This window comes from Allokutzneria oryzae, assembly GCF_042429765.1.
In the GTDB taxonomy this organism is placed as follows: Bacteria; Actinomycetota; Actinomycetes; order Mycobacteriales; family Pseudonocardiaceae; genus Allokutzneria; species Allokutzneria oryzae.
The window spans coordinates 97,463-118,750 of the sequence record NZ_JBHLZU010000011.1 but is presented as its reverse complement, the minus strand read 5'-3'; the positions used below and the strand labels follow the sequence as shown (position 1 = coordinate 118,750).

Here is a 21,288-nt window from a genome sequence, read left to right as displayed (position 1 = left end):
TAGAGGGCATCGCATCGGGTAGCCGCTGGACATGGCCAGCACACCAGCGGCCGAAGCGCCGCACAGCTCACGGTTCCCATGGCCGCAGGTCACGGCACTCGTTGTCGGCGCGGTCTACTTCGTCATCGGCCTCGTCGGGTTCGCCGTGACCGGCTTCGGCGACTTCTTCGCACACGACAACGGCGTCCACCTGATGGGGTTCGCCGTGAACCCGATGCACAACCTCGTTCACCTGCTCATCGGCCTGTTCGGCCTGGCGGCGTCGACCGGCTTGCGGGCGAGCGCGGCGTTCGGGTGGGTGCTGGCGGTCGCCTACGGCGCGGTGTTCGTGTTCGGGCTGTTCGCGGTCTTCATGCCGGAGATCAACTTTCTGAACATCAACTGGGCCGACAACGGCCTGCACCTCGTCAGTGCCGCCGTCGGCCTCGCGATCGCGCTGGGCGCCCAGAAGATCGGCCGCAATCAGGGCTGGGTCGATCCGCCGCGCCACGGGACGAACTGAGCTCAGCGTGGCGTGATGACCACCGTCGTCTGCACGTCGTTCGGTGCCTGCGCCTTCACGGTGAGGGTGCGGGTGGCGTTGTCGTAGGTGAACGGGGTGCCGGCTCCGGCGACGCTGACGGAGCGCGGCGCGGCGACGTCACGGAAGTTCACCGTCCACGTCCGTTGCGGCGTCATTCCGGGGAAGCTGCCGGTGCGGGGCATGATCGTGAGTGTGCCGGTGCCCATGCGCTCGGTGTAGCGCATCTCGGTCTGCGCGAACTCCCCCTCGCGGTAGGCGTTTCCGTCTCCTGCGTCCTCGTAGAGCGAGAACGAGCCGAAGCCGCCCGTAGCCACGTCGAGCGTGACCTGGTCCAGCGGCCGTTGTCCGGAGTGGTCTACGTAGTCGGTGCGCGTGGGCAGGATCGAGCCACCGCGGAGGAGGACCGGCATGGTCGACAGGTCCGTTGTCACCGTCTTCACCCCTGGGCCGGAGTAGCGCTTCCCGGTGAAGTAGTCGATCCACGTGCCCGGCGGGAACCAGACATCCGTGCTCACACCGCTCATTCCCGGTGAGACAACCGGCGCCACCAGCACGTCGTCGCCGTAGAGGTACTGGCGGTCGAAGCGGTACGCCTCCTCGAACGCCGGATAGTTCAGGTACATGCCGCGCGTCATCGGCAAGCCCGTGTCGTGGGCCTGACGCGCAAGGGAATACGTATACGGGACAAGGGCTTCACGGAGCTGGAGGAACTTCGTCGCGGAGTCCCTCGCCTCGTCGGCGTAGTCCCAAGGCAGGCGCACACCGTGGTTGGAATGCAGTCGCAGCAACGGTTGGAACGTGCCGAACTGCACCCAGCGCGCGTAGAGGTCTTCGGGGAGCTTGTTGCCGTTCTCCGGGAAGTTGTGGGCGCCGATGTCGTGCGACTCGTACGGCATGCCGATGTTGCCGCGCCGGACCGTGTAGTACGAGGCGAAGGACAGCAGCTCCCACGTGGAAGTGGTGTCCATCGAAGTGTCCACTGTGTACCGATGATCCGCCCACGGCCCCGCGGGGTAGATCGGGGTGAGTCCGTAGCCGCCGAAGCCGCTTCCGCTGCGGTTCCAGGAGAACCCCCGCTTGCCCTGGCTGTCGGCGCGCTTCGCGTACTGCGCGTTGAGCACGCTGTCCGGGGAGATGCCCTCGCCGCGCGCCATGCTCCCGTCGCAGCAGCTGTCCGGCCACCAGACGTCGACGCCCTGCTCCTCGAACTTGCGGTGCAGGTTGAAGTACGCGGCGGACTCGGCCGGATCACTGAGGTCGAAGACCCGGCACTCCTCGGCGAGGTTGCAGATCCCGGTCCGCAGGTCGCGACCGAGCTCGGCGCGCACCTCGGCGTAGCGGGGGTCGCTCGTCGCGATGCTCGGGTGGATGTTCAGCGAGACCCGGATGCCCTCGCGGTGCGCCCAGTCGAAGAAGCCCTTGGGGTCCGGGAAGTACTTGGGGTCCCAGTCCCATCCGTTCCACTTGTTCGGCGCCTTGAAGTCGGTGTCCACCACGAGCGCGTCGAGCGGGACCTTGTTGGCGCGGAAGCCCGGCACGATCTGGTCGCGGTAGTCGGCGTCGGAGTGCGCGAAGTACCGCGAGTACCAGTTGCCGAACGTCCAGCGCGGCAACAACATCGCCGGTCCGGTGAGTTCTCGCAGGTCGCGAAGGCCCTGCCGGTAGTCGTGGCCGTAGCCGAAGAAGTAACCGTCCTGGTAGTCACCGGTCCGCTTCGGACGCGGGTCGACCCCGCCGTCCGGCCGCGCCAGTCCGGTCTCGGAGTCGTTGAGCAGGTACCAGCCGTCGCGGCTGAGCAGTCCTTCGTAGAGCGCGCGTGGACCGTCGGCTTCGTCGAGGCTGCGCCGCCAGCCGCCGAGGTTCGCCGCCGTGTGCGCCGGATCGGCCGGTTCCGGGTAGGTCGCGTCCACCGGGGTCACCGCCACGCTGTCGATGTCCACACCGCAGCGACCGGGCTCGGTGCACTTGACCGACATCGCCGACGCGCCGGCGGGGAGCTCGACGGTGGTGCGTGCGACCGCGCGGTTGGCCCAGCCGCCGGTCGGCGGGAGCACGATCTGCGTGGTGGTCTCGCCCGCCGTCACGGTCATCGTCTGCGGCTCGCCGCTGGCGACCGCGTTGGCGTAGCGGACCTGGACGGAGTGCCGCCCGGCCGGGACCTTGCGGGCGGTCCAGCCGATGGTGGCGTTGCGGCGGGTCAGGCCCGCGACGTAACCGCGACCGGTGAAGCCGCGGTGCTCGTCGGCGATGACCGCGCCGTTGGTGTTGCGCTGGGTCTCCGCCTCGCAGAGCTTGCCGTAGTCGCAGGAGCCGACGAGGTCCCAGGCCGGGCGCGCGGTCACCGGCTGGGTCCCCGCGACGAGGTCGACGCGCAGGTTCTCCTGGCTGAACGGACCGGAATGCAACCGGTACCGCAGGGTCAGCTTGCCGGTGCGAATGACGAGTGAACCGTTTTCCTCGGCCTTGCTGAACGAGTGCTCCGACAGCCCTCGATTCACCGCGTTGAATGTGGGGCGGTCCTCGAAACGGCGGTCAGCGGCGTATTCCATTCGGATCAACGTGGGTGAGAGCACCTCGAAGCGAGCCGAGCCGCTGGTGATGGTCGCGCCGTCGGATTTCGCCAGTACCGGCACTGCCGACCCGACCACGACGGCGCACACCGCCGCCAGGGCCAATGGGGTTCTGCGCAACTTCATCGTCGGCTCCCCGCGTATTCCGGTGATTCCGCCAAGGATAATCCCCTGCGCTCGGGACTGGCTGCCCTCCGATGGGCTGTTAGCCGAGCGGGGGGCGTTGGGTACCCGGAAGCGCATGAGAGTTCTCCCGCTGGGCATCGCCGTGGTCACTGCTGTCTCCGGCCTCGCGCTGGCCGGAGCCCCGGGCTCCTTGCTCGACCCCGACGACCGCGCCCTCGCCAAGACCCTCCTCATCGGTGGCACCGTGCTGTTCCTGGTCGGCGGGATCGCGCTGACCCGCCTCGTCGCAGGGGACATCGACCGCCGCTTCGGCCAACGCGGGCTCCAGGCCCCCGGCTCCATCGTCAAGATCGTGGTGACGGTGGTCGGATACGTGCTGGTCGCGCTGACCGCGCTCGGGCTGATGGCGGTGCCGATCCAGCAGCTGCTGCTCGGCGGCGCGATCACCGGTGTGGTCGTGGGCATCGCCGCGCAGCAGACGCTCGCCAACGTCTTCGCCGGGCTGGTCGTGCTGTTCGTGCGGCCGTTCAAGGTCGGCGACACCATCGAGGTGCGCTCCGGTGCGCTGAACGGACCGTTCACCGGTCGGGTGATCGCGTTGGGGCTGACCTACGTGACGCTGTCCACCGAGGACGGCACGCTGCTGCTGCCGAACTCCGGCGTTCTCGCCTCCGGCCTGACGGTGAACCTTCCATCCTCTGCGCGGGTGTGACTCCTGCATTCGCATGACGCCTCTGGCCAGCGGGCGGAGAAACCCGGACAGTGAGTGGGAAAACCGGCATTCGGGGGCGATCACATGACCCGTTTCCACCGACGCGGCTTCCTGCAGACCGCACTGGCCGGAGCATTGGTAGCGGCCACTCCCGGTGTGGCGTCAGCGGATTCCTCGCGTCCACGCACATTCGACACTGCAGCGCTCCGGACCGCGATCACCCGTTTGCTCGGCGGAAATACCGCATGGGCGCAACAGTTCGACCTGCGCCCGATGGATCCGCCGAACGGAGCCTTCGACGTATTCGACATCGCGGGCAAACACGGCCACATCGAGCTGAAGGCCAGCAGCCCGGTCGCACTGATGTCGGGATTCCACTGGTGGCTCAAGTACGTCGCGCACGCGCACCTGTCGACCAACGGTGACCGGCTCGACCTGCCCGCCACACTGCCCGCACCGAGACGACCGATCACCAGGACGACGTCGCTGACCGACCGTTATGCCTACAACTTCACGGTCTTCGGCTACACCATGCCGTTCTGGTCGTGGGCGGACTGGGAGCGCGAGCTCGACCTGCTCGCGGCCAGCGGCTACAACCGGGCGCTGTCCCTGGTGGGCCAGGAGATCATCTGGTACGAGCTGTTCCAGGGCTTCGGGCTCACCGAGCTCGAGGTGCGGCAGTGGATCGCGCAGCCGGCGCACCAGCCGTGGCAGTGGTACGGCGAGATCACCGGCCACGACCACGGCGAGTCCGCATACAGCGGCCCGGTGAGCGTCGAGCTGCTGCGCAAGCGCGCCGAGCTCGGTCAGCGGATCAACGAGCGCATGTGGCAGCTCGGGATCACCCCGGTCTTCCCCGCGTTCATCGGCCACGTGCCGGACCAGGTCTTCTCCCAGCGCAACCCCTTCGCCAAGGTGATTCCGCAGGAGGACTACGGCGGGCACCCGCGCCCGTGGTGGCTCGCGGCAACCGATCCGTTGTGGACACAGGTGGCCGAGCAGTTCTACCGCTTGCAGGCCAAGCACTTCGGCACGACGACGCACTACTCCAACGACCTGATGCACGAGGGCGGGGTGCTCGGCGACGTCAAGATCGGTGACGCGGGGCGGGCGGTGCAGGCCGCGCTCACCAAGGCGGTGCCCAACGCGACGTGGCTGCTCCAGGCGTGGCAGGGCAACCCGCGCAAGGAGCTGATCGAGTCCATCGACAAGGACCGCGTGATCGTGCTGGACCTGGACTCCGACGACGGTCCGCTGTGGAACAAGACCAACGCCTTCTGGGGCGCCCCTTGGGCTTGGGGCACGATCCAGAACTTCGGCGGGCGGCTCGGCATGTTCGGCAACCTCGTCGAGCCCGGCCGGACGCTGCCCGCGGTGCGCGAGGCGAACGACCGCGGACGGCTCACCGGCACCGCGATGGTGTTGGAGGGCACCTACCACAACCCCGTCGTCGCCGACCTGCTCACCGAGATGACCTGGCGCGACCAGCCGGTGGAGCTCGACGGCTGGATCGCCGACTACGTGCGGCGGCGCTACGGGTCCTCCGACCAGCACGCGCTGACCGCGTGGCGGGTGCTGCTGCACACGGCGTACTCGTACAAGTCCACCAACCACACCAGCGGCGAAGGACCACACGAGACGCCTTTCGCCGCCGAGCCGGCGCTGACGGTGACCTCGTCGTCGTCGTTCGCGCCGAAGACGTGGCGGTACCCGCCGGACCAGTTCGAGCCCGCGCTCGCCGCGCTGCTTCGGGTTCACCCGCTGCTGCGGCAGCTCAAGACCTACCGCTACGACCTGGTCGACGTGACCCGGCAGGTGCTCGCCAATCGCGCCCGACTGGTGCTCGACCGCGTGCGCGCGGCCTACCAGGCCAAGAACCGGCCCGAAGTGGAACGGCTCGGCGCGCGCTTCCTGCACTACGCCGACCTGACGGACCGAATCCTCGGCACGAACGAGCAGTGGATGCTCGGCCCGTGGGAGAAGCGTGCGCGCGCATGGGCGAGCACACCGCACGAGGAGGAGATCCTCGTGTGGAACGCCCGATCGATGCTCACGATCTGGACGGTCAAGGGCTGCGGCGTCTTCCACGAGTACGCGAACCGGGACTGGCACGGCTTGGTCGGCAACTACTACCGGGCCCGCTGGGAGCGGTGGTTCACCGAGCTCGCCAAGACGGTGGACCTGGGCGTCCCGCCGGTGTTCACCGACTGGTGCGCGCGGGCGGACAACTGGAGCAGGCGCGCCGCCACCCACCCGACCCGCCCGGTGGGCGACACGTACGCGATCGCGGCGGCCATCGCGGTTGAATTGGAGGCTGAAAAGGACTGACTTCGAGCACGCGGGTGTCCGGTTGTGACAGATTTGCCCGGTGCGCGATTTCTTCAAGGGACTTCGGATGTTCGGTCAAGGACTGGGCATTCTTCTTCGTACACCGAGGCTGCTGCTGATCGGCGCGCTGCCCGCGGTGATCACCACGGTGTTGCTGGTCAGCGGGCTCGTCACGCTGTTCTTCTCACTTGACGAGCTGGCGCTGCTGATCACGCCGTTCGCCGACACGTGGGCGGAGACGGCGCGGGACGTCCTGCGCTTCGCGGCATCGGTCCTGCTGTTCGCGGCCGGCCTGATGCTCAGCTCCTTCCTGTTCTCGGCGCTCACCCTCGCCATCGGCGGGCCGTTCTACGAGAACATCGCGGAGAAGGTCGAGGACGACCTCGGCGGCGTCCCCGACGCGGTCGACCTCGGCTTCTTCACGCTGCTGTGGATGGGCATCGCGGACGCGGTCCGCCTGCTCGGCCGCTCGCTGCTGTTCACGGTGCCGCTGTTCTTCGCCGGGTTCATCCCGCTGGTCGGCCAGTTCGTGGTCCCGGTCCTGCTGGCGTTGGTGACCTCGTGGTTCATGGCGCTCGAACTGGTGGGAGTGCCGTTCTACCGGCGCGGCATGGCGTTGAAGGAGCGGCGGGAGCTGCTGCGCAAGCGCAGGATGCTGGGCATGGGCCTCGGCCTGCCGACCACGCTGCTGTGCATGATCCCGGTGGCCGGGATCATCGTGATGCCCGTCGCGTTCGTCGGCGGGGTCCTCGTCGCCCGCGAGACGCTCGGCCTCAACTCCCGCGTCCCTGCCTGACACGGCCATTCGCGGGCTTATGGACCTCTCCGGGCCTCAGAAAACGTCCATAAGCCCGCGAATGGCTATTCGAGGACGGGGGTGAGGTCCTTGGTGAGTGCGGTCATCGCACCGAGGACGTGCTCCTCCGCCACTCTGGCCAGGCGCTTCTCCGCGGTGCCGCGCAGGAGCCCGACCAGTTCCCGGTGTTCGTCGACCACCAGGCCGCGATAACCCGCCCGGCCGAGGCGGATGCGGGTGAGCTGGCAGAGGCGGACCGAGGAGCGCACCGACCGCCAGGCTTCGTGCAGCCGCGCGTGGCGGGCGGCCCGGTAGACCCGGTCGTGGAACTCGATGTCCAGCGCGAGCAGCTCGACCGCCCCCGCCCCGGACTCCACCGCCGCCGCCATGCGGTCGACGACGCCGTCCAGCTCCGCCAGCTCTTCGGGGGTCGCCCGCTGGGCCGCGAGGGTGCTGGCGAGGCGTTCGAGCGTGGCGCGCAGGGTGTAGACCTCCTCGGCCACCTCCGGCGTGACGTCGGTGACACGGGCGCCCCGGTGCCATTCGCTCTGCACCAGCCCCTCGTGCTCCAGCAGCGCCAGTGCTTCGCGGACCGCTCCCCTGCTGACGCCGAGGGTCGCCGCCAGCTCGACCTCGCGCAGCGCGGTTCCCGGCAGGAACGTGCCGTCGAGGATCGCGTCGCGGATGCGGTCCGCCGCGTCGCCGGAGAGCCCGCGGCGTTCGACCTTCTTCATTTTCTCATCCTAGCGATGACGCTCATACGCGACTAGCCTGCGAATACGGGCCCATTCATTGTCCGAATGTTGACATTAGGAGGTCGCCATGAGCGCTCTACCCAGGTTCCACCTCGCTGTCCCGGTCAACGACATCGACGCGGCGCGGTCGTTCTACGGCGGCGTGCTCGGGCTGGCCGAGGGGCGCTCCGCCGAGCGGTGGGTCGACTGGAACTTCTACGGCCACCAGTTCGTCACCCATCTGTCCGAAGTGGACGGAGGAGAGGTGGCAACGAACCCCGTCGACGGGCACCACGTCCCGGTCCCGCACTTCGGCCTGCTGCTGACCGTCGAGGACTTCCACGCGCTGGCGAAGCGGGTCCGCGACGCCGGGGTGCGGTTCGTGATCGAGCCCTACCTGCGCTTCGAGGGACAGCCCGGAGAGCAGTGGACGATGTTCTTCCGCGATCCGGCCGGAAACGCGTTGGAGTTCAAGGCGTTCGCCGACGACTCCCAGGTATTCGCGAAGTGAACCGGGTCCTCGTCACCGGAGCCTCCGGCGGCATCGGGCGGGCGGTCGCCACGGCCTTCGCCGCACGGGGGAAGCGGGTCGCGGTCCACTACTCCACCCGCCGCGCCGAGGCGGAGCGGACGCTGGCCGGGCTGGACGGCGGCGGGCACGTGCTCGTCGGCGGCGACGTGGCCGACCCGGAGACGGCCGAGCGCGTCGTCGCGGAGGCGGCGGAAGGGCTCGGCGGGCTGGACGTGCTGGTCAACAACGCCGCCGCCAACACGGCGCATCCGATCGCCACGACGTCCTATGCGGACTGGACGGCGGCCTGGCGGCACGTGGTCGACGTGAACCTCGTGGGCGCGGCCAACCTGAGCTACTGCGCGGCCCAGGTGATGATCCGGCAGGGCAGCGGTGGGCGCGTGATCAACATCGGCTCGCGTGGCGCTTTCCGGGGTGAGCCGGACCATCCCGCGTACGGCGCGAGCAAGGCCGGACTGCACGCGCTCGGGCAGTCGCTCGCGGTGGCCCTCGCGCCGCACGGGATCGCGGTGACGTCGGTGGCTCCCGGTTTCGTCACCACGGACCGGGTCGCCGACCGGCTCACCGGGGAGTCCGGGGAGCGGATCCGGGCTCAGAGCCCCTTCGGGCGGGTCGCCGAGCCGGAGGAGATCGCCTCGGCGGTGTTGTGGCTGGCCTCGCCGGAGGCGACGTGGGCCTCGGGCACCGTCGTCGACCTCAACGGCGCTTCCCACCTGCGCTGACCGGCGCCGTCGAGCTCCTGACCACGAGCTCGGTCGGGAGCTTCGTCGGCTTGGGGGCGTCGCGGCCGGACAACAGCCGGAGCGCCAGCTCGCCCGCGACGCGCCCCTTGGCCACCAGGTCCTGGCGGACCGTGGTCAGCGGCGGCTCGGCCAGGCGAGCGGTGGGTGTGTCGTCGAAGCCAACCACCGACAGGTCGTCCGGCACGCGCAGGCCGAGCTGCCTCGCCGCGACCACGGCCGCCGCGGCCAGCTCGTCGGACATGCACAGCAGCGCCGTCAGGCCGGGCTCCTCGGTGAGGGCGCTGTGCGCACCGGCCAGCGCCTTCTCCCGGTCCATCCCGGTGAACTCCCAGATCGGCACGGAGTCCGGATCGACGCCCGCCGCCGCGAGCGTGTCGAGATAGCCCGCGAGGCGTTCGCGGTTGATTCGGAGCGGGCTGCACTCCGCCTCGGCCCTGGTGCGGCGTCCACCGGGGAAGCCGAACATGCAGACCTGGGCGAGGATGCCGACGCGCCGGTGGCCGAGGTCGACCAGGTGCTGGGCGGCGGCGGCAGCACCGCCCCGGTCGTCGATGCCGACGAGGGCGGCTCCCGGCAGGTGCGGCTCGTCGATCACCACGAGCGGGAGGCCGCGGTCGCGCACGGCTTGCAGGCCGGACGCCTTGTCGGACAACGAGTACGCGACCATGAGGTCGGCCTGCGCCCGCATCACCCGCTCGGCCCTGGGGCCGCCGTCGTCTCCTCCTGGCAGCAGCACGAGCGCGTGGTCGCCCGGTGCGATCGCCGTGGCGAACGCGTCGAGGGTGATCGACAGCGCCGGGTCGGAGAACGCGATCGACAGGTTCGCGTCGAGCATGAAGGCGATGGCTCCGGACTCGCTGCGGGCGAGGCTGCGCGCCACCGGGTTCGGCCCCGCGTAGCCGAGCCGCTTCGCCGCTTCGAGCACCCGCTCGCGGAGGTCCGCCGAGAGCTGGTCCGGCCGGTTGTAGGCGTTGGAGACCGTCGCCCTTGAGACGCCGACCGCCGCGGCGACATCGTCCAGCGTCGGGCGTCGGCGGCGTGTGACGTTCACCATCCCAGTCTAGGACGACGACAAACCACTGGACTTACTGAAGCGCTTAAGTCACTGTGGGGCAAGGAACTCGGGACGGGAGTGATACGTGGTCGGCGCGCGACTGGCTGTGTTCGTGGTGTTCGCGCTCAACGGCGCGGCCTTCGGGTCGTGGGCACCGCGGATGCCCGCGCTCGCCGAGAGCCTCCACGCGGAGCCGGGCACTCTCGGGCTCGCGCTGCTCGGGGCGAGCGTCGGCATGGTGCTCGCGGCCTCGTTCTGCGGTGGCGCGGTCGCACGGTTCGGCGCTCGGCTGGGCATCGCGGTGCCGTTGCTTGCCGGGGCCGCCGCACTGCCGCTCATCGGACTGGTCGACTCGATCGCGATGCTGGCCGCTGTACTGCTTCTGCTGGGCGCGGCGACCGGCGTCGTCGACGTCGCGATGAACGTGGCCGCCGTCGCGGTGGAGCGCGAGAGCGGCAAGGCGATCATGCCGGTCTTCCACGCGGGCTTCAGCGTCGGCGCGATGCTCGGCGCGGGTGTCGCCGCGCTCGCCGCGAGCAGAGGGTGGCCGGTCGCCGAGCACCTGACCGGTGTCGCGGTGGCCACGGCGCTCGTGCTCGCCGCCGTCGTCCGGGCGGTACCCTCGACGGTCAGCGCGACAACGAAGTCCGAGCCCACCAAGGGAGGCAGCCTCGCGCGGCGGCCGGTGCTGTGGCTGCTGGCCAGCATCGCGTTGTGCTCGGCCGTCGCCGAGGGTGGCAGCGCGGACTGGTCGGCGCTGCTGCTGGTGACCGAGCACGGGATGAGCCAGGGCGCTGCGGCGCTCGGCTACGCGGCGTTCTCCCTGGCGATGGCCGTGACCCGGTTCGCGGGAGCCTGGACGCAGAACCGCTTCGGCGCCGCGAGAACCCTCGCCAGTGGAGCGGCACTGGCCTCGGCCGGGTTGCTCACGGCCGCGTTGGTCCCCGGGACGGTCAGCGGGTACCTCGGTTTCGTGCTCGCCGGGACGGGGCTGGCGGCGGCGTTCCCGATCGCGCTCGGGCTGGCGGGGGAAGCCGGTCGGCGTCCGGACGGCAGCGGCGGTGAGCGCGAGATCGCGTTCGTCTCCGCGCTCGCCTACAGCGGTTTCCTCTTCGGGCCACCGGTGATCGGCGGCATCGCGCAGCTGACCTCGCTGTCGGTGTCCTTCGTCGCGGTCGGCCTGATCACCGCGCTGATCGCACCGGCGGCGCTGGCCGCGACCCGGTCCCTGGCGCGGGAGCGGGCCGCGGCCGATGCCGTCACGACCGCGGTTCCCAGCGGAACCACTTCAGCGCGGCGGTGACGGAGATCGCCGTCCAGAACACCGACGCGAGGGCGGCGGGCGCGACCGAGACCAGCTGACCGACGAAGTCGACCTGCCTGCCGTCCCAGGTGACGCCGAGCCAACCGGTGCGCACCAGCTCGGTGATCCCGCCGCCGGGCAGGACGAGCGATACCCAGTGCACGGTCTCGTTGTCGGCCAACAGCAAGCTGGCCCCCGCGCCCGCCGCGACCAGGAAGATCGGCAGAGTGGTGATCTGGGCGTTCTCCGGTGTCTTGGTGAACACCGTCGACGCCATGCCCGCCGCCGCGAACAACGCCAGCCCGAGCAGCAGCCCGGCCAGCACGACGAGCGGGTTCACCGCCAGTGGCGCGCCCGCCGAGATCGCGATGACGGCGAGCACCAGCGACTGGGCGAAGCCCAGCAGCAGCACGGGGCCGACGGTGCCCGCGAGCACGCCGAAGTCGGACAGCTCACCGCTGCGCAGGCGCTTGAGGAACAGGTCCTGCCTGCGCGCGGTGAGCGTGGTGGTGATGGTGACGTAGACCGTCATCAACAGCACGAGCATGATCTGGATCGTGATCACCACGCCCCAGCCACCCCCGCCGAAGGACGTGCCCTGGTAGGCCATGTAGATGCCGAGGGCCAACGGGAACGCGATGGCCATGATCATCACAGACCTGTTGCGCCACAACAGCTTCAACTCGGTACCGCCGAGTGCGAGCACTCTCATGCCGCCGCTCCGATCCTGTCAGCGACCTGGTGGAAGACGTCCTCAAGCGAGGCGTGGTGCGCCCGCAGCCGCCCGAGCTCGACCGAGCGCCGCGTCGCCCAGCCGAGCAGCACGCCGAGATCCCGTTGCAGGTCGGCGGAGCTCATCTCGACCCGGCCCGCGCGGTTGACGAGGTTCGACATCGCGGGAAGCGCAGGCAGCTCCGTGATGGACATCCCGTGCGGCAGGTCGAACGCGATCCGGGAGGGGTGCGCGGCGAGCACCTCGGCCAGCGTGCCGTGCACACTGACCACCCCTTTGTCCATAATGGACAGACGGGTTGCCATCGTCTCGGCCTCTTCCAGGTAGTGCGTTGTCAGCAGCACTGTCGTGCCCTCGTCGAGCAGCCCGCGCACGACCTCCCACGTGCGCTTGCGCGACTCCGGGTCCAGGCCCGTCGTCGGCTCGTCGAGGAAGAGCACCTCCGGGATGTTGAGCACGGCCAGCGCGAGGTCGAGCCGCCTGCGCTCTCCGCCGGAGAGCTGCTTCACCGCGACCTGCGCGCGGTGACCCAGGTCGAGCAGTTCCAGCACGTCGAGCCGCCCCCTCGCCGGCGTGCTGATCCTGCCCCACAGCTCCAGGGTCTCGGCGACGGTCAGATCCCCGGCGAAACCGCTCTCCTGCAACATGATTCCCGTGCGCGGGCGCAGCCGGGCACGGTCGGCGAAGGGGTCGAGCCCGAGCACTCGCACGGAGCCTCCGGACGCCCGACGATGTCCTTCAAGGGTTTCGACGGCCGTTGTCTTCCCCGCGCCGTTCGTGCCGAGCAGCGCGTACAGCTCGCCCGGACGGACTTGCAGGTCGATCCCCCGCACCGCCTCGAACGAGCCGTAGGCGCAGCGAAGGCCGACGGCGTCGATCGCGTATTCGTTCACGGGACAGAGCCTGCTCGGTTGCGGGCGCGGCCAGTAGTGCGCGCGGTCATCACTCGGAGTGGCGACGCGCGTTGCCGCAGTACTGACATATGTCATCGGCAGTAGCGTTGCCCCGTGCCCCCCTCGGAACCGGCTTTGGAGAAGCGGCTGCGCGCCGTGCGGACCTACACGAAGTGGTCACTGCTGCTGAGCGTGCAGGTCTTCGCGGCGTTCCCGCTTGTCGCCATTGCCGTCGCGGGTCTGACGCCGTGGACCTCGGTCGCGGTCCCCGTGCAGCTCGTGTTCATGGTGTTCGTCGGACGGCTGACGCTGCGCTGCATGCACGAGTACGGCTGCGTCCGCTGGACCGACCCGCAGCTGCTGGCCACGCTCGTGCTGTCGTTGGTCTCGTGCGCCATCCTGGTGCAGGACAACGATTCCTCGGTCGCCGCGTGGGCCTTGTTCAGCCCGGCAGCTGCGGCGAGCGCTGCCGCCACCCTGCTCCCGCCGCGTGTCCGCTGGGTGCAGACCGCGATCATGGCCTTGCTGACCGCGTTCTTGAACCTGTACCCGCCGGGGGGCTACGGGATGTTCGCCGGCGTGATCGTGGCGGCCGTGGCAGTACTCACGGTGACCCAGGCATGGCTGTGGGACGTGACAGAACAGGTCAACGTGGCTCGTGCCACCGAGGCAGAGCTCGCCGTCGCCAACGAGCGGCTGCGCTTCGCCGCCGACCTGCACGACGTGCTCGGGCACAGCCTCGAAGTGATCGCGATGAAGGCCGAGCTCGCGGTGCGACTGCCCGACGGCGAGCGGGCCCGCGCCGCCATGGCCGAGGTCCGCCAGACCGCGCACGACGCGCTGAGCGAGGTCAGGGACGTGGTGCGCGGCTACCGGCGGGTCGATCTGCCCACCGAGCTCGGCGGCATCCGTTCCCTGCTCGAAGCGGCGGGGATCACGTGCGTCATCGCGGGTTCGCTGCCTTCGGCGGAGCAGCCGCTGTTCGGCGCGGTGCTGCGCGAGGCGGTGACCAACGTGCTGCGGCACGCGGCGGCGACACGGTGCGAGATCACCTTCGACGGGTTGCGGGTGACCGTGGTCAACGACGGCGTCGCCGACACGCAGCAGGACGGCTCCGGCACGGGGCTGACCGGCCTCGCGGCCAGGGTGCACGCGGTGGGCGGCCAGTTCACCGCGGGGAGCGAACCGGGCGGGACGTTCCGGGTGAGCGCGGCGATTCCGGAGGACAAGCCATGATCAGGCTGTTGCTGGCCGACGACGAGCACCTGATCAGGGGTGCGGTCGCGGCGTTGCTCGCGTTGGAGTCCGACATCGAGGTGGTCGCCGAGGTCGCCGACGGTCCGTCCGCGCTCGCGGCGGCCAAGCGGCTGCTGCCCGATGTGGCCATGGTGGACCTGGAGATGCCGGGCATGGACGGGCTCGAGCTCGCCGAGGCGCTGCGCGACGAGCTGCCCGCGGTCCGGGTCGCGATCGTCACCAGGCACGCGCGGCCGGGTGTGCTGCACCGCGCGCTCAACGCCGGAGTGCTGGCGTTCGTGCCCAAGACCGCGCAGGCCCAGTCCCTCGCCGACGTCGTGCGCAAGGCGTACGCGGGACAGCGCTGCATCGACCCGGACCTGGCGACGCAGGCGCTGCTGGCAGGGCCCTGCCCGTTGACGCCGCGCGAGCTGGACGTGCTGCGGGAGAGCAAGGAGGGCGCGACGGTTCAGGTGATCGCGAAGCGGCTGCACCTGAGGCAGGGCACCGTGCGCAACTACCTGTCAACGGCGATGGCGAAGCTGGACGCCGAGACCCGCTACGAGGCTGCTCAGCGCGCATGGGAGCTGGGCTGGCTGTGACCGCGACCGATCCGTTACCGCGCATACAGGGAATACCCAGCTGACACACACAAACTGCCGCGCATGAGACGTCCTGTGCGACAGCGGGCGCTGCTGATCAACATCGGTCTGGTCGTGATCGTGCTGGTAGCGGGCTTCTTCGCGTTCCGCCTGCTGTTCCCCGGCTCCACCGCTCAGGGCGCGACCCCGCGCACGGTCGCCGTCACCAAGGGCTCGGTCAGCGCGACCGTCTCGGCGGCGGGAACCGTGCAGAGCGCGTCCACGGTCGGCGTGAACTTCGCGACCAGCGGGACGGTCAAGAAGATCTCCGTGAAGGTCGGCGACAAGGTCTCCGCGGGCCAGGAGCTCGCCAGGCTGGACGCGACGGCGTTGCAGAGCAAGGTCGACCAGGCCGCCGCGAGCCTGGACGCGGCCAACGCGAGCCTGACGGCGGCGCAGACCGGGCCGCAGGCCAACGACGCGGCCACGGTGGCCCAGCGCAAGAGCCAGGTCGCGCAGGCCAAGGCCACGCTGACCGAGGCGCGCGCGAACCTGTCGGCCGCGGTGCTCAAGGCTCCGGCCGAAGGCACGGTCGTGTCCATCTCCGGCTCGGTCGGCAACCCGGCCGGGTCCGGTGGCTCCTCGGGCGGCTCCGGCTCGGTCGGCGGCGGTTCCTCCGGCGGCTCCTCGTCTTCGTCCTCGTCCTCGTCGCAGTCCACGACCAGCGGCTTCATCGTGTTGTCCGACCTGGTCAACTTCCAGGTGAAGGCGAACATCGCGGAGATCGACATCTCCCGGCTGAAGGTGGACCAGGCCGCCACGGTCACCGTCAACGCGCTGCCGGACCAGCAGTTCCCCGCGAAGGTCAACCAGATCGACCTCACCCCGACGACCAGCGGGAACGTCGTGCAGTACGGCGTGACCCTGACCCTGAACCAGCTGCCTGAGGGACTCAAGCCCGGCCAGTCCGCCAGCGTGCAGGTCGTGGTCGCCAAGGTCGACAACGCGTTGACCGTGCCGAGCTTCGCCGTGCAGTCCACCGGCGGCACGCACCGGGTGACCGTGTGGAGCAACGGCCAGCAGGCGGTGCGCACGGTGCAGGTCGGCGTGAAGGGCGAGCAGGCAACGCAGATCACCTCCGGCCTGGCCGAGGGCGATCAGGTCGTGATCCCCACCGCGACCGGCACCACCCAGCAACAGCAGCAGCCGGGCGGCGGTGGCGGGCGTGCCACCTTCGGCGGCGGGGGTGGCGGCGGCTTCGTCGGCGGCGGAGGACCGGGCGGCAACCGATGACGACACCGGTCATCGAGATCAAGGGCCTGCGCAAGACCTACGGCAGCGGTGACACCGCTGTGCACGCGCTGCGCGGGGTCGATCTCACCGTGCACCGCGGTGACTACGTGGCGATCATGGGTGCTTCGGGCTCCGGCAAGTCGACCATGCTGAACATCCTCGGTTGCCTGGACGTGCCCAGCGGTGGGCGCTACAAGCTCGACGGCATCGACATCGGCCGCTTCAACGAGACCCAGTTGTCGTTGCTGCGCAACAGGAAGCTGGGTTTCGTCTTCCAGTCGTTCAACCTGATCCCCAGGGTCTCGGCGCTGGGCAACGTGGAGCTTCCGATGACCTACGCCGGGCTCGGCCGCAGACAGCGGCGCGAACGAGCGGAGGCCGCGCTGGAGCTGGTCGGTCTCAGCGACCGCGCCCAGCACATGCCCAACGAGCTCTCCGGCGGCCAGCAGCAACGGGTGGCGGTGGCGCGAGCGCTGGTCAACGCGCCCGCGCTGCTGCTGGCCGACGAGCCGACCGGCAACCTGGACAGCAAGAGCAGCAACGACCTCCTCGGCGTGCTGGGCAGGCTCAACGCACTGGGCAGGACGATCGTGATGATCACCCACGAGAACGACGTCGCCGCCCACGCCCGCCGCGTGGTCCGCCTGGTGGACGGCGAGATCGTCTCCGACCACCGGCAGGCCCCCTGTGCTTGACCCCTCCCCCCGCACCCCAACCCGCCATTCGCGGGCTTATGGACGTGTGCGGAGCGCCAAAAAGGTCCATAAGCCCGCGAATGGCCGAGGGGGGACGCGGTGAGCGTGTTCGAAGTGCTGCGGTTCGCGGTGAAGGGGCTGCTGGCGAACAAGATGCGGTCGGTGCTGACCACGCTCGGGATCAGCATCGGAGTCGCGGCCGTGATCCTGCTGACCGCGGTCGGCAACGGAGCGTCCAAGGCGATCGAGAACAGCATCGCCGGGCTGGGCACGAACCTGCTCACCGTCTCGCCGATGCGGGCCGGAGCCGCCACCGCGCCACGGCCGCTCTCCACCACCGACGCGGAAGCCTTGGCGGACAAGCGGATCGCGCCGGACATCAAGAGCGTCTCACCCGTCGTCGCCGCACAGGCGACCGCGACCTACCGGGGCACCAGCCACAGCGTCGGTCAGGTCGTCGGAACCCGGCCGAGCTACTTCGACGCGACCAGCAGCCCCGTCGGCTCCGGCGCGGCGTTCTCCGACAGCGACGTCACCGAGGCGCGCAAGGTCGTGGTGATCGGGCAGACCGTCGCGCAGGAGCTCTTCGCGGGGGACGACCCGCTCGGCAAGCAGATCCAGCTGAACAACATCCCCTTCACCGTCGCGGGAGTGCTCGCGCAGAAGGGTTCCAGCGGCCTGCAGAACGCCGACGACACCGTGGTGGCCCCGCTGACCACATTGCAGTACGCGTTGACCGGGACCGGCAGCCTCAGCCAGGTGATCGTGCAGGCCGAGTCCGCCGAGGTGATCACGGCGGCGCAGAACCAGATCACCGCCGTGCTCAACCAGCGGCACGGGATCACCGGTTCGGCGACGTCGGACTTCCGGGTGCAGAACCAGCAGCAGCTGCTCAGCGCGCGCACCCAGGCGGTGGAGGTGTTCACCACGCTGCTCGCGGCCGTCGCCGGGATCTCCCTGCTGGTCGGCGGGATCGGCATCACCAACATCATGCTGGTCACGGTCACCGAGCGGATCAGGGAGATCGGCATCCGCAAGGCCATCGGCGCGCCGCGCGGGGCGATCTCCGGGCAGTTCCTCGCCGAGGCCACGTTGCTGAGCATGGTCGGCGGGGCGATGGGCGTGCTCGTCGGCTGGTTGGGCAGCCGGTTCAGCTTCTCCGGCATCCAGCCGGAGGTGCTGCCGTCCTCGGTCGCGCTCGCCTTCGGTGTGTCCGTCCTCATTGGACTGTTCTTCGGAAGCTACCCGGCGAGCCGGGCGGCGCGACTGCGGCCGATCGAGGCGTTGCGCCATGAATGACCTACAGGGAGAAGGCATGTCCAGCGACCCCGAGAAGCTGCTCACCACCGAGATCGACAGCGACGACCTCACCGAGCGGCTGGCCTCGGCCGGACGCGGGACCAGCAGGCTGACGCTCGTGCTGGCCGCCGCCGCGCTGGCCGTGGTGTCCTTCCTCGGCGGTGTCGCGATGCACTCGGCCCTCGGGGGCCGCTCGACAACGCGGCCGGAGTCCACCCGGCCAATCCAGGCGCAGCAGCCCAACCAGCAGGCGCGCGGCACCGCGGGAACGGTGGACCGCGTCGAAGGCAACACGATCTACCTCAAGGGCCGTGACGGTCAGGAGGTCAAGGTGGTGCTGTCCGAGCAGACCTCGGTCCTGGTCACGCAGCGCGGCTCCGCCCGCGACCTCGCTCCCGGTGACACCGTTGCGGTGCAGGGGGAACGGGCCGAGGACGGAACCGTGAACGCCCGTCAGGTCACCGAGCAGCCCGCCGGTCGCTAGCCGCGAGCACCGACCTGGTGAGGGCGGTGATCCTGCTGGCCGCCGTCGCCCACGGCGTGCCCTGCGGGTGCAACGTCAGCACGACGACGATCTTCCGATCCCCTTCTCCCACAAGGCCGGAGGTGTGCAGGGCCGGGCTGCGCAGGTCGATCTCGTTCGCCGTGCCGCCTTCTCCGGTGACGACGCACTTCTCCCCACGCGGCGGATCCGGGTAACCGGACCAGCCCTGCTTCACCGCCCACGGCCTCGGCAACGCGCGCGGGATGCCGAAGTACTGGTCGCGCTCGTCGGTCGCGCATTGTGTTGCCTTGCGGAGGTTTCCGAGCACGAAGTCGCGGAAGCTCCCCGGCGCGCGCTCCAGGAGGTACCGGTAGATCTTGACGACGTCGGAGGCACTGACGGCCGTGTAGCCCCAGAAGTTCGGGTCCGCGGGCGGTTGCGTCTCGGTGAGCCCGATCAGATCAGCCATCCGCCGCACGATCGCGGTGGCGCCCGCGCGGTCCCACAGGATCGATGCGGCGTTGTCATCACTGGAGCGCAGCATCGGCTCCAGCAGCGCGAGGTCGATGTCGGGCACCGGAGTGCCGACTCCCCTGCCCTGCAAGTAGTCCAGCGCGATCAGGATCTTCACGATCGAGGCCGACCGGAACTGCTTCGTGGCCTCGTGCTCCACGGTGGCCTGCCCGGACTGCCGGTCGAACACCATGAACCCCGTCGTCACCCCCGGCGGGATCTCCACCGCGGGTGCGGCATTCGCGCACGGACTCAGCACCGTCGACAACGCGACGGCGGCCGCAACCATCCTGGTCCTCACATCGGCCTCCCTCGTACGGGAGGTCTGAAGCTAGGGGCGGCGATCCCTCGCGGTCTGCGGTCTTCAGCCTGGGCCGAACAGCGCGAGGTAGTTTCGCGACATGGGGATTCTGATCTACGCACCGGGCTCACGCGGCGACATCGCACCGTTCACCGGGCTCGGCACGCGCCTGCGCGAGGCTGGCTACGAAGTCGCGGTCGCGACCTATGAGGCGTTCGGCGATCTCGTCCGCGACGCCGGGCTGGAGTTCCGCGGGATCCCTGGCGACCCACGCGGCATCGGCGCGACCGCGGAGGGCCAGCGCTGGCAAGAGGGCGGGGGTGGGCCACGCGGCACGTTGCTGATGATGAAGGCGTTCCGCTCGCACCTCACCGAGCTGAGCGAAGGCATCATCGAGGTGGGCGCGCGGGGCGCGGATCTGGTGCTGGCCAACAGCATGGCGGTCTTCACCGCGTACCACGTCGCCGAGGCACTGCGCGTCCCTCTGTTCGCGACCCCGTTGCAGCCCTGGATGCCCACCGCGGACTTCCCACCGGACATGCTGGTCTCGCGCTCGATCGGCGCATGGGGCAACCAGACCGTCGGCCGCATCTCGCTACTCATGGGCGAACAGCTGATGCGCAAGGGAGTTCTCGCCGGACGCAAGCGGCTCGGCCTGCCCAAGTCCGGGCTCGGCGCGCTCACCACGTCGGTCATCCGGCGGGAGCTGCCGGTGATCAACGGCTACAGCCCCGTCGTCGTGCCCAAACCGAGCGACTGGACCGCCGAGGAGAACGGGGTCGGCTTCTGGTGGCCCGTGAGCCGGCCGGACTGGCAACCGTCGACGGAGCTGGCCGACTTCCTCGCCGCGGGCCCGCCGCCGGTCTACATCGGCTTCGGCAGCCGCGAGTTCTCCGACCGCGACCGGCTGAACGACCTGGTGGCCAACGCGGTGAAGCTGGCGGGCGTGCGCGCCGTTGTCCAGACGGGCTGGGCGGGGCTCGACGTCACCAGCGACGACGTGCTGACCATCGGCGAGGCCCCGCACGAGTGGTTGTTCCCGCGCATGGCGGCGGTGGTGCACCACTGCGGAGCAGGCACGACGGGAGCGGGACTGCGCGCGGGTGTGCCTGCGGTGGGCGTCCCGGCCATCACCGACCAGCCGTTCTGGGCGAAGCAGCTGGAGCGCATCGGCGCGAGCCCGGGTTGGGTCCCCTTCGGCGAGCTGAGCGCGGAGCGCCTGGCGGAGCTGATCAGGCGCGCGCCCGAACACACCGAGCGCACGCGGGAGCTGTCCGAGCTCGTCCGGGCGGAGGACGGCGCGGGCGAGGTCGTGCGGCGGGTCACTCGCCTGCTCGGTTGAGCCCGGCGTCGTAGCGGCGGCGGTTCTCGTCGATCTCCTCGACGTGGTCCGCCGCCCACCCGGCCAGCTGGAGCACCGTGCCGAGCAGCGTGCTCCCCAGCTCGGTGAGGGCGTACTCGACCTTGGGCGGCACTGACGGGTGGACCGTGCGGCTGACCAGGCCGTCGCGTTCGAGCTGCCGCAGGGTCAGCGTCAGCATCCGCTGCGAGATCCCGGTGACCTCGCGGTGCAGCTGGCCGAAACGCATCGTGCCGTCGCGCAGCGTCCCGATGACCAACAGGCTCCACTTGTCGCCGATCCGCGAGAGCACCTGGAGCACCTTGCGACAAGTCTCCTCATCAGCGCCATCGCGTGCGGCGAGAACGGTCCACGCGGACCCCAGCTCGGTCATTACGCACTCCCGTGTTCGTAGCGCACATTGATGTGCCTTCTTGTGCGGCGATCCAATGCTTACTGATGATGCACCTACGCACAACTAGTAACTATTGGAGGACCAC

The 21,288-nt window shown here is 69.9% G+C and carries 21 protein-coding genes; 14 read left to right on the top strand and 7 right to left on the bottom strand.

From position 1 onward, the window contains the following. Window positions 1–31: 31 nt before the first annotated feature. Window positions 32–502, top strand: a complete 471-nt coding sequence (locus tag ACFFQA_RS14390) for a DUF4383 domain-containing protein (protein WP_377852407.1) — start codon at window positions 32–34, stop codon at window positions 500–502. A gap of 2 nt (window positions 503–504) precedes the next feature. Here ACFFQA_RS14390 and ACFFQA_RS14385 read toward each other — a convergent pair whose 3' ends face one another. After that, window positions 505–3,219, bottom strand: a complete 2,715-nt coding sequence (locus ACFFQA_RS14385) for a TIM-barrel domain-containing protein (protein ID WP_377852406.1) — start codon at window positions 3,217–3,219, stop codon at window positions 505–507. A gap of 115 nt (window positions 3,220–3,334) precedes the next feature. On the opposite strand from ACFFQA_RS14385, the gene ACFFQA_RS14380 reads away from it, so the two are divergent. The 3 genes from ACFFQA_RS14380 (at window position 3,335) to ACFFQA_RS14370 (ending at window position 7,055) form a co-directional block, all read left to right on the top strand. Next, window positions 3,335–3,931: a mechanosensitive ion channel domain-containing protein gene (locus ACFFQA_RS14380; protein ID WP_377852405.1), complete on the top strand. Its 597-nt coding sequence runs from the start codon at window positions 3,335–3,337 to the stop codon at window positions 3,929–3,931. An 84-nt stretch (window positions 3,932–4,015) separates the two neighbouring features. Beyond that, window positions 4,016–6,259 carry an alpha-N-acetylglucosaminidase gene (locus ACFFQA_RS14375; protein WP_377852404.1) on the top strand — a complete coding sequence of 748 codons (2,244 nt, stop codon included), beginning with the start codon at window positions 4,016–4,018 and terminating at the stop codon, window positions 6,257–6,259. Between the two features lie 40 nt (window positions 6,260–6,299). After that, window positions 6,300–7,055: an EI24 domain-containing protein gene (locus ACFFQA_RS14370; protein WP_377852403.1), complete on the top strand. Its 756-nt coding sequence runs from the start codon at window positions 6,300–6,302 to the stop codon at window positions 7,053–7,055. A gap of 65 nt (window positions 7,056–7,120) precedes the next feature. Here ACFFQA_RS14370 and ACFFQA_RS14365 read toward each other — a convergent pair whose 3' ends face one another. Next, window positions 7,121–7,789: a GntR family transcriptional regulator gene (locus tag ACFFQA_RS14365; RefSeq protein ID WP_377852402.1), complete on the bottom strand. Its 669-nt coding sequence runs from the start codon at window positions 7,787–7,789 to the stop codon at window positions 7,121–7,123. Window positions 7,790–7,877: 88 nt separating this feature from the next. On the opposite strand from ACFFQA_RS14365, the gene ACFFQA_RS14360 reads away from it, so the two are divergent. Further along, window positions 7,878–8,300: a VOC family protein gene (locus ACFFQA_RS14360; protein WP_377852401.1), complete on the top strand. Its 423-nt coding sequence runs from the start codon at window positions 7,878–7,880 to the stop codon at window positions 8,298–8,300. Then, window positions 8,297–9,043, top strand: a complete 747-nt coding sequence (locus tag ACFFQA_RS14355) for an SDR family NAD(P)-dependent oxidoreductase (protein WP_377852400.1) — start codon at window positions 8,297–8,299, stop codon at window positions 9,041–9,043. Before ACFFQA_RS14360 ends, ACFFQA_RS14355 begins: the two co-directional genes overlap by 4 nt. Here ACFFQA_RS14355 and ACFFQA_RS14350 read toward each other — a convergent pair. Then, complete coding sequence (locus ACFFQA_RS14350; RefSeq protein WP_377852399.1) at window positions 9,018–10,115, bottom strand: LacI family DNA-binding transcriptional regulator; 1,098 nt, start codon at window positions 10,113–10,115, stop codon at window positions 9,018–9,020. The two genes, ACFFQA_RS14355 and ACFFQA_RS14350, sit on opposite strands and share 26 nt — an antisense overlap. A gap of 88 nt (window positions 10,116–10,203) precedes the next feature. On the opposite strand from ACFFQA_RS14350, the gene ACFFQA_RS14345 reads away from it, so the two are divergent. Then, complete coding sequence (locus ACFFQA_RS14345; RefSeq protein ID WP_377852398.1) at window positions 10,204–11,421, top strand: MFS transporter; 1,218 nt, start codon at window positions 10,204–10,206, stop codon at window positions 11,419–11,421. Here the strand turns inward: ACFFQA_RS14345 and ACFFQA_RS14340 are convergent. Continuing rightward, window positions 11,378–12,133: an ABC transporter permease gene (locus ACFFQA_RS14340; RefSeq protein WP_377852397.1), complete on the bottom strand. Its 756-nt coding sequence runs from the start codon at window positions 12,131–12,133 to the stop codon at window positions 11,378–11,380. The two genes, ACFFQA_RS14345 and ACFFQA_RS14340, sit on opposite strands and share 44 nt — an antisense overlap. Further along, window positions 12,130–13,047 carry an ABC transporter ATP-binding protein gene (locus tag ACFFQA_RS14335; protein WP_377852396.1) on the bottom strand — a complete coding sequence of 306 codons (918 nt, stop codon included), beginning with the start codon at window positions 13,045–13,047 and terminating at the stop codon, window positions 12,130–12,132. The genes ACFFQA_RS14340 and ACFFQA_RS14335 overlap by 4 nt, the downstream gene beginning before the upstream one ends. A gap of 114 nt (window positions 13,048–13,161) precedes the next feature. On the opposite strand from ACFFQA_RS14335, the gene ACFFQA_RS14330 reads away from it, so the two are divergent. The 6 genes from ACFFQA_RS14330 to ACFFQA_RS14305 all read left to right on the top strand — a co-directional run bounded on the left by ACFFQA_RS14330 (window position 13,162) and on the right by ACFFQA_RS14305 (window position 18,635). After that, window positions 13,162–14,283, top strand: a complete 1,122-nt coding sequence (locus tag ACFFQA_RS14330; protein WP_377852395.1) for a sensor histidine kinase — start codon at window positions 13,162–13,164, stop codon at window positions 14,281–14,283. Next, a complete protein-coding gene (locus ACFFQA_RS14325) occupies window positions 14,280–14,885 on the top strand; it encodes a response regulator transcription factor (RefSeq protein WP_377852394.1) in 606 nt (201 codons plus the stop codon). Before ACFFQA_RS14330 ends, ACFFQA_RS14325 begins: the two co-directional genes overlap by 4 nt. A gap of 63 nt (window positions 14,886–14,948) precedes the next feature. Further along, the gene (locus tag ACFFQA_RS14320; RefSeq protein WP_377852393.1) at window positions 14,949–16,157 is read left to right on the top strand and encodes an efflux RND transporter periplasmic adaptor subunit; all 1,209 of its coding nucleotides are present in this window, start codon (window positions 14,949–14,951) and stop codon (window positions 16,155–16,157) included. Then, complete coding sequence (locus ACFFQA_RS14315) at window positions 16,154–16,852, top strand: ABC transporter ATP-binding protein (protein ID WP_377852392.1); 699 nt, start codon at window positions 16,154–16,156, stop codon at window positions 16,850–16,852. The genes ACFFQA_RS14320 and ACFFQA_RS14315 overlap by 4 nt, the downstream gene beginning before the upstream one ends. Before the next feature lie 99 nt (window positions 16,853–16,951). Then, window positions 16,952–18,151, top strand: coding sequence for an ABC transporter permease (locus ACFFQA_RS14310; RefSeq protein ID WP_377852391.1), 1,200 nt, complete (start codon window positions 16,952–16,954; stop codon window positions 18,149–18,151). 16 nt (window positions 18,152–18,167) lie between these two features. Continuing rightward, window positions 18,168–18,635, top strand: a complete 468-nt coding sequence (locus tag ACFFQA_RS14305) for a DUF5666 domain-containing protein (RefSeq protein WP_377852390.1) — start codon at window positions 18,168–18,170, stop codon at window positions 18,633–18,635. On the opposite strand, the gene ACFFQA_RS14300 is transcribed toward ACFFQA_RS14305, so the two are convergent. Beyond that, window positions 18,610–19,449, bottom strand: coding sequence for a serine hydrolase (locus tag ACFFQA_RS14300; protein ID WP_377852389.1), 840 nt, complete (start codon window positions 19,447–19,449; stop codon window positions 18,610–18,612). The genes ACFFQA_RS14305 and ACFFQA_RS14300 overlap by 26 nt on opposite strands. A gap of 100 nt (window positions 19,450–19,549) precedes the next feature. Here ACFFQA_RS14300 and ACFFQA_RS14295 point away from each other — a divergent pair, with 100 nt between their 5' ends. Next, the gene (locus ACFFQA_RS14295) at window positions 19,550–20,791 is read left to right on the top strand and encodes a glycosyltransferase (protein WP_377852388.1); all 1,242 of its coding nucleotides are present in this window, start codon (window positions 19,550–19,552) and stop codon (window positions 20,789–20,791) included. On the opposite strand, the gene ACFFQA_RS14290 is transcribed toward ACFFQA_RS14295, so the two are convergent. Then, window positions 20,772–21,182 carry a winged helix-turn-helix transcriptional regulator gene (locus tag ACFFQA_RS14290; RefSeq protein ID WP_377852387.1) on the bottom strand — a complete coding sequence of 137 codons (411 nt, stop codon included), beginning with the start codon at window positions 21,180–21,182 and terminating at the stop codon, window positions 20,772–20,774. The genes ACFFQA_RS14295 and ACFFQA_RS14290 overlap by 20 nt on opposite strands. Window positions 21,183–21,288 lie beyond the last annotated feature (106 nt).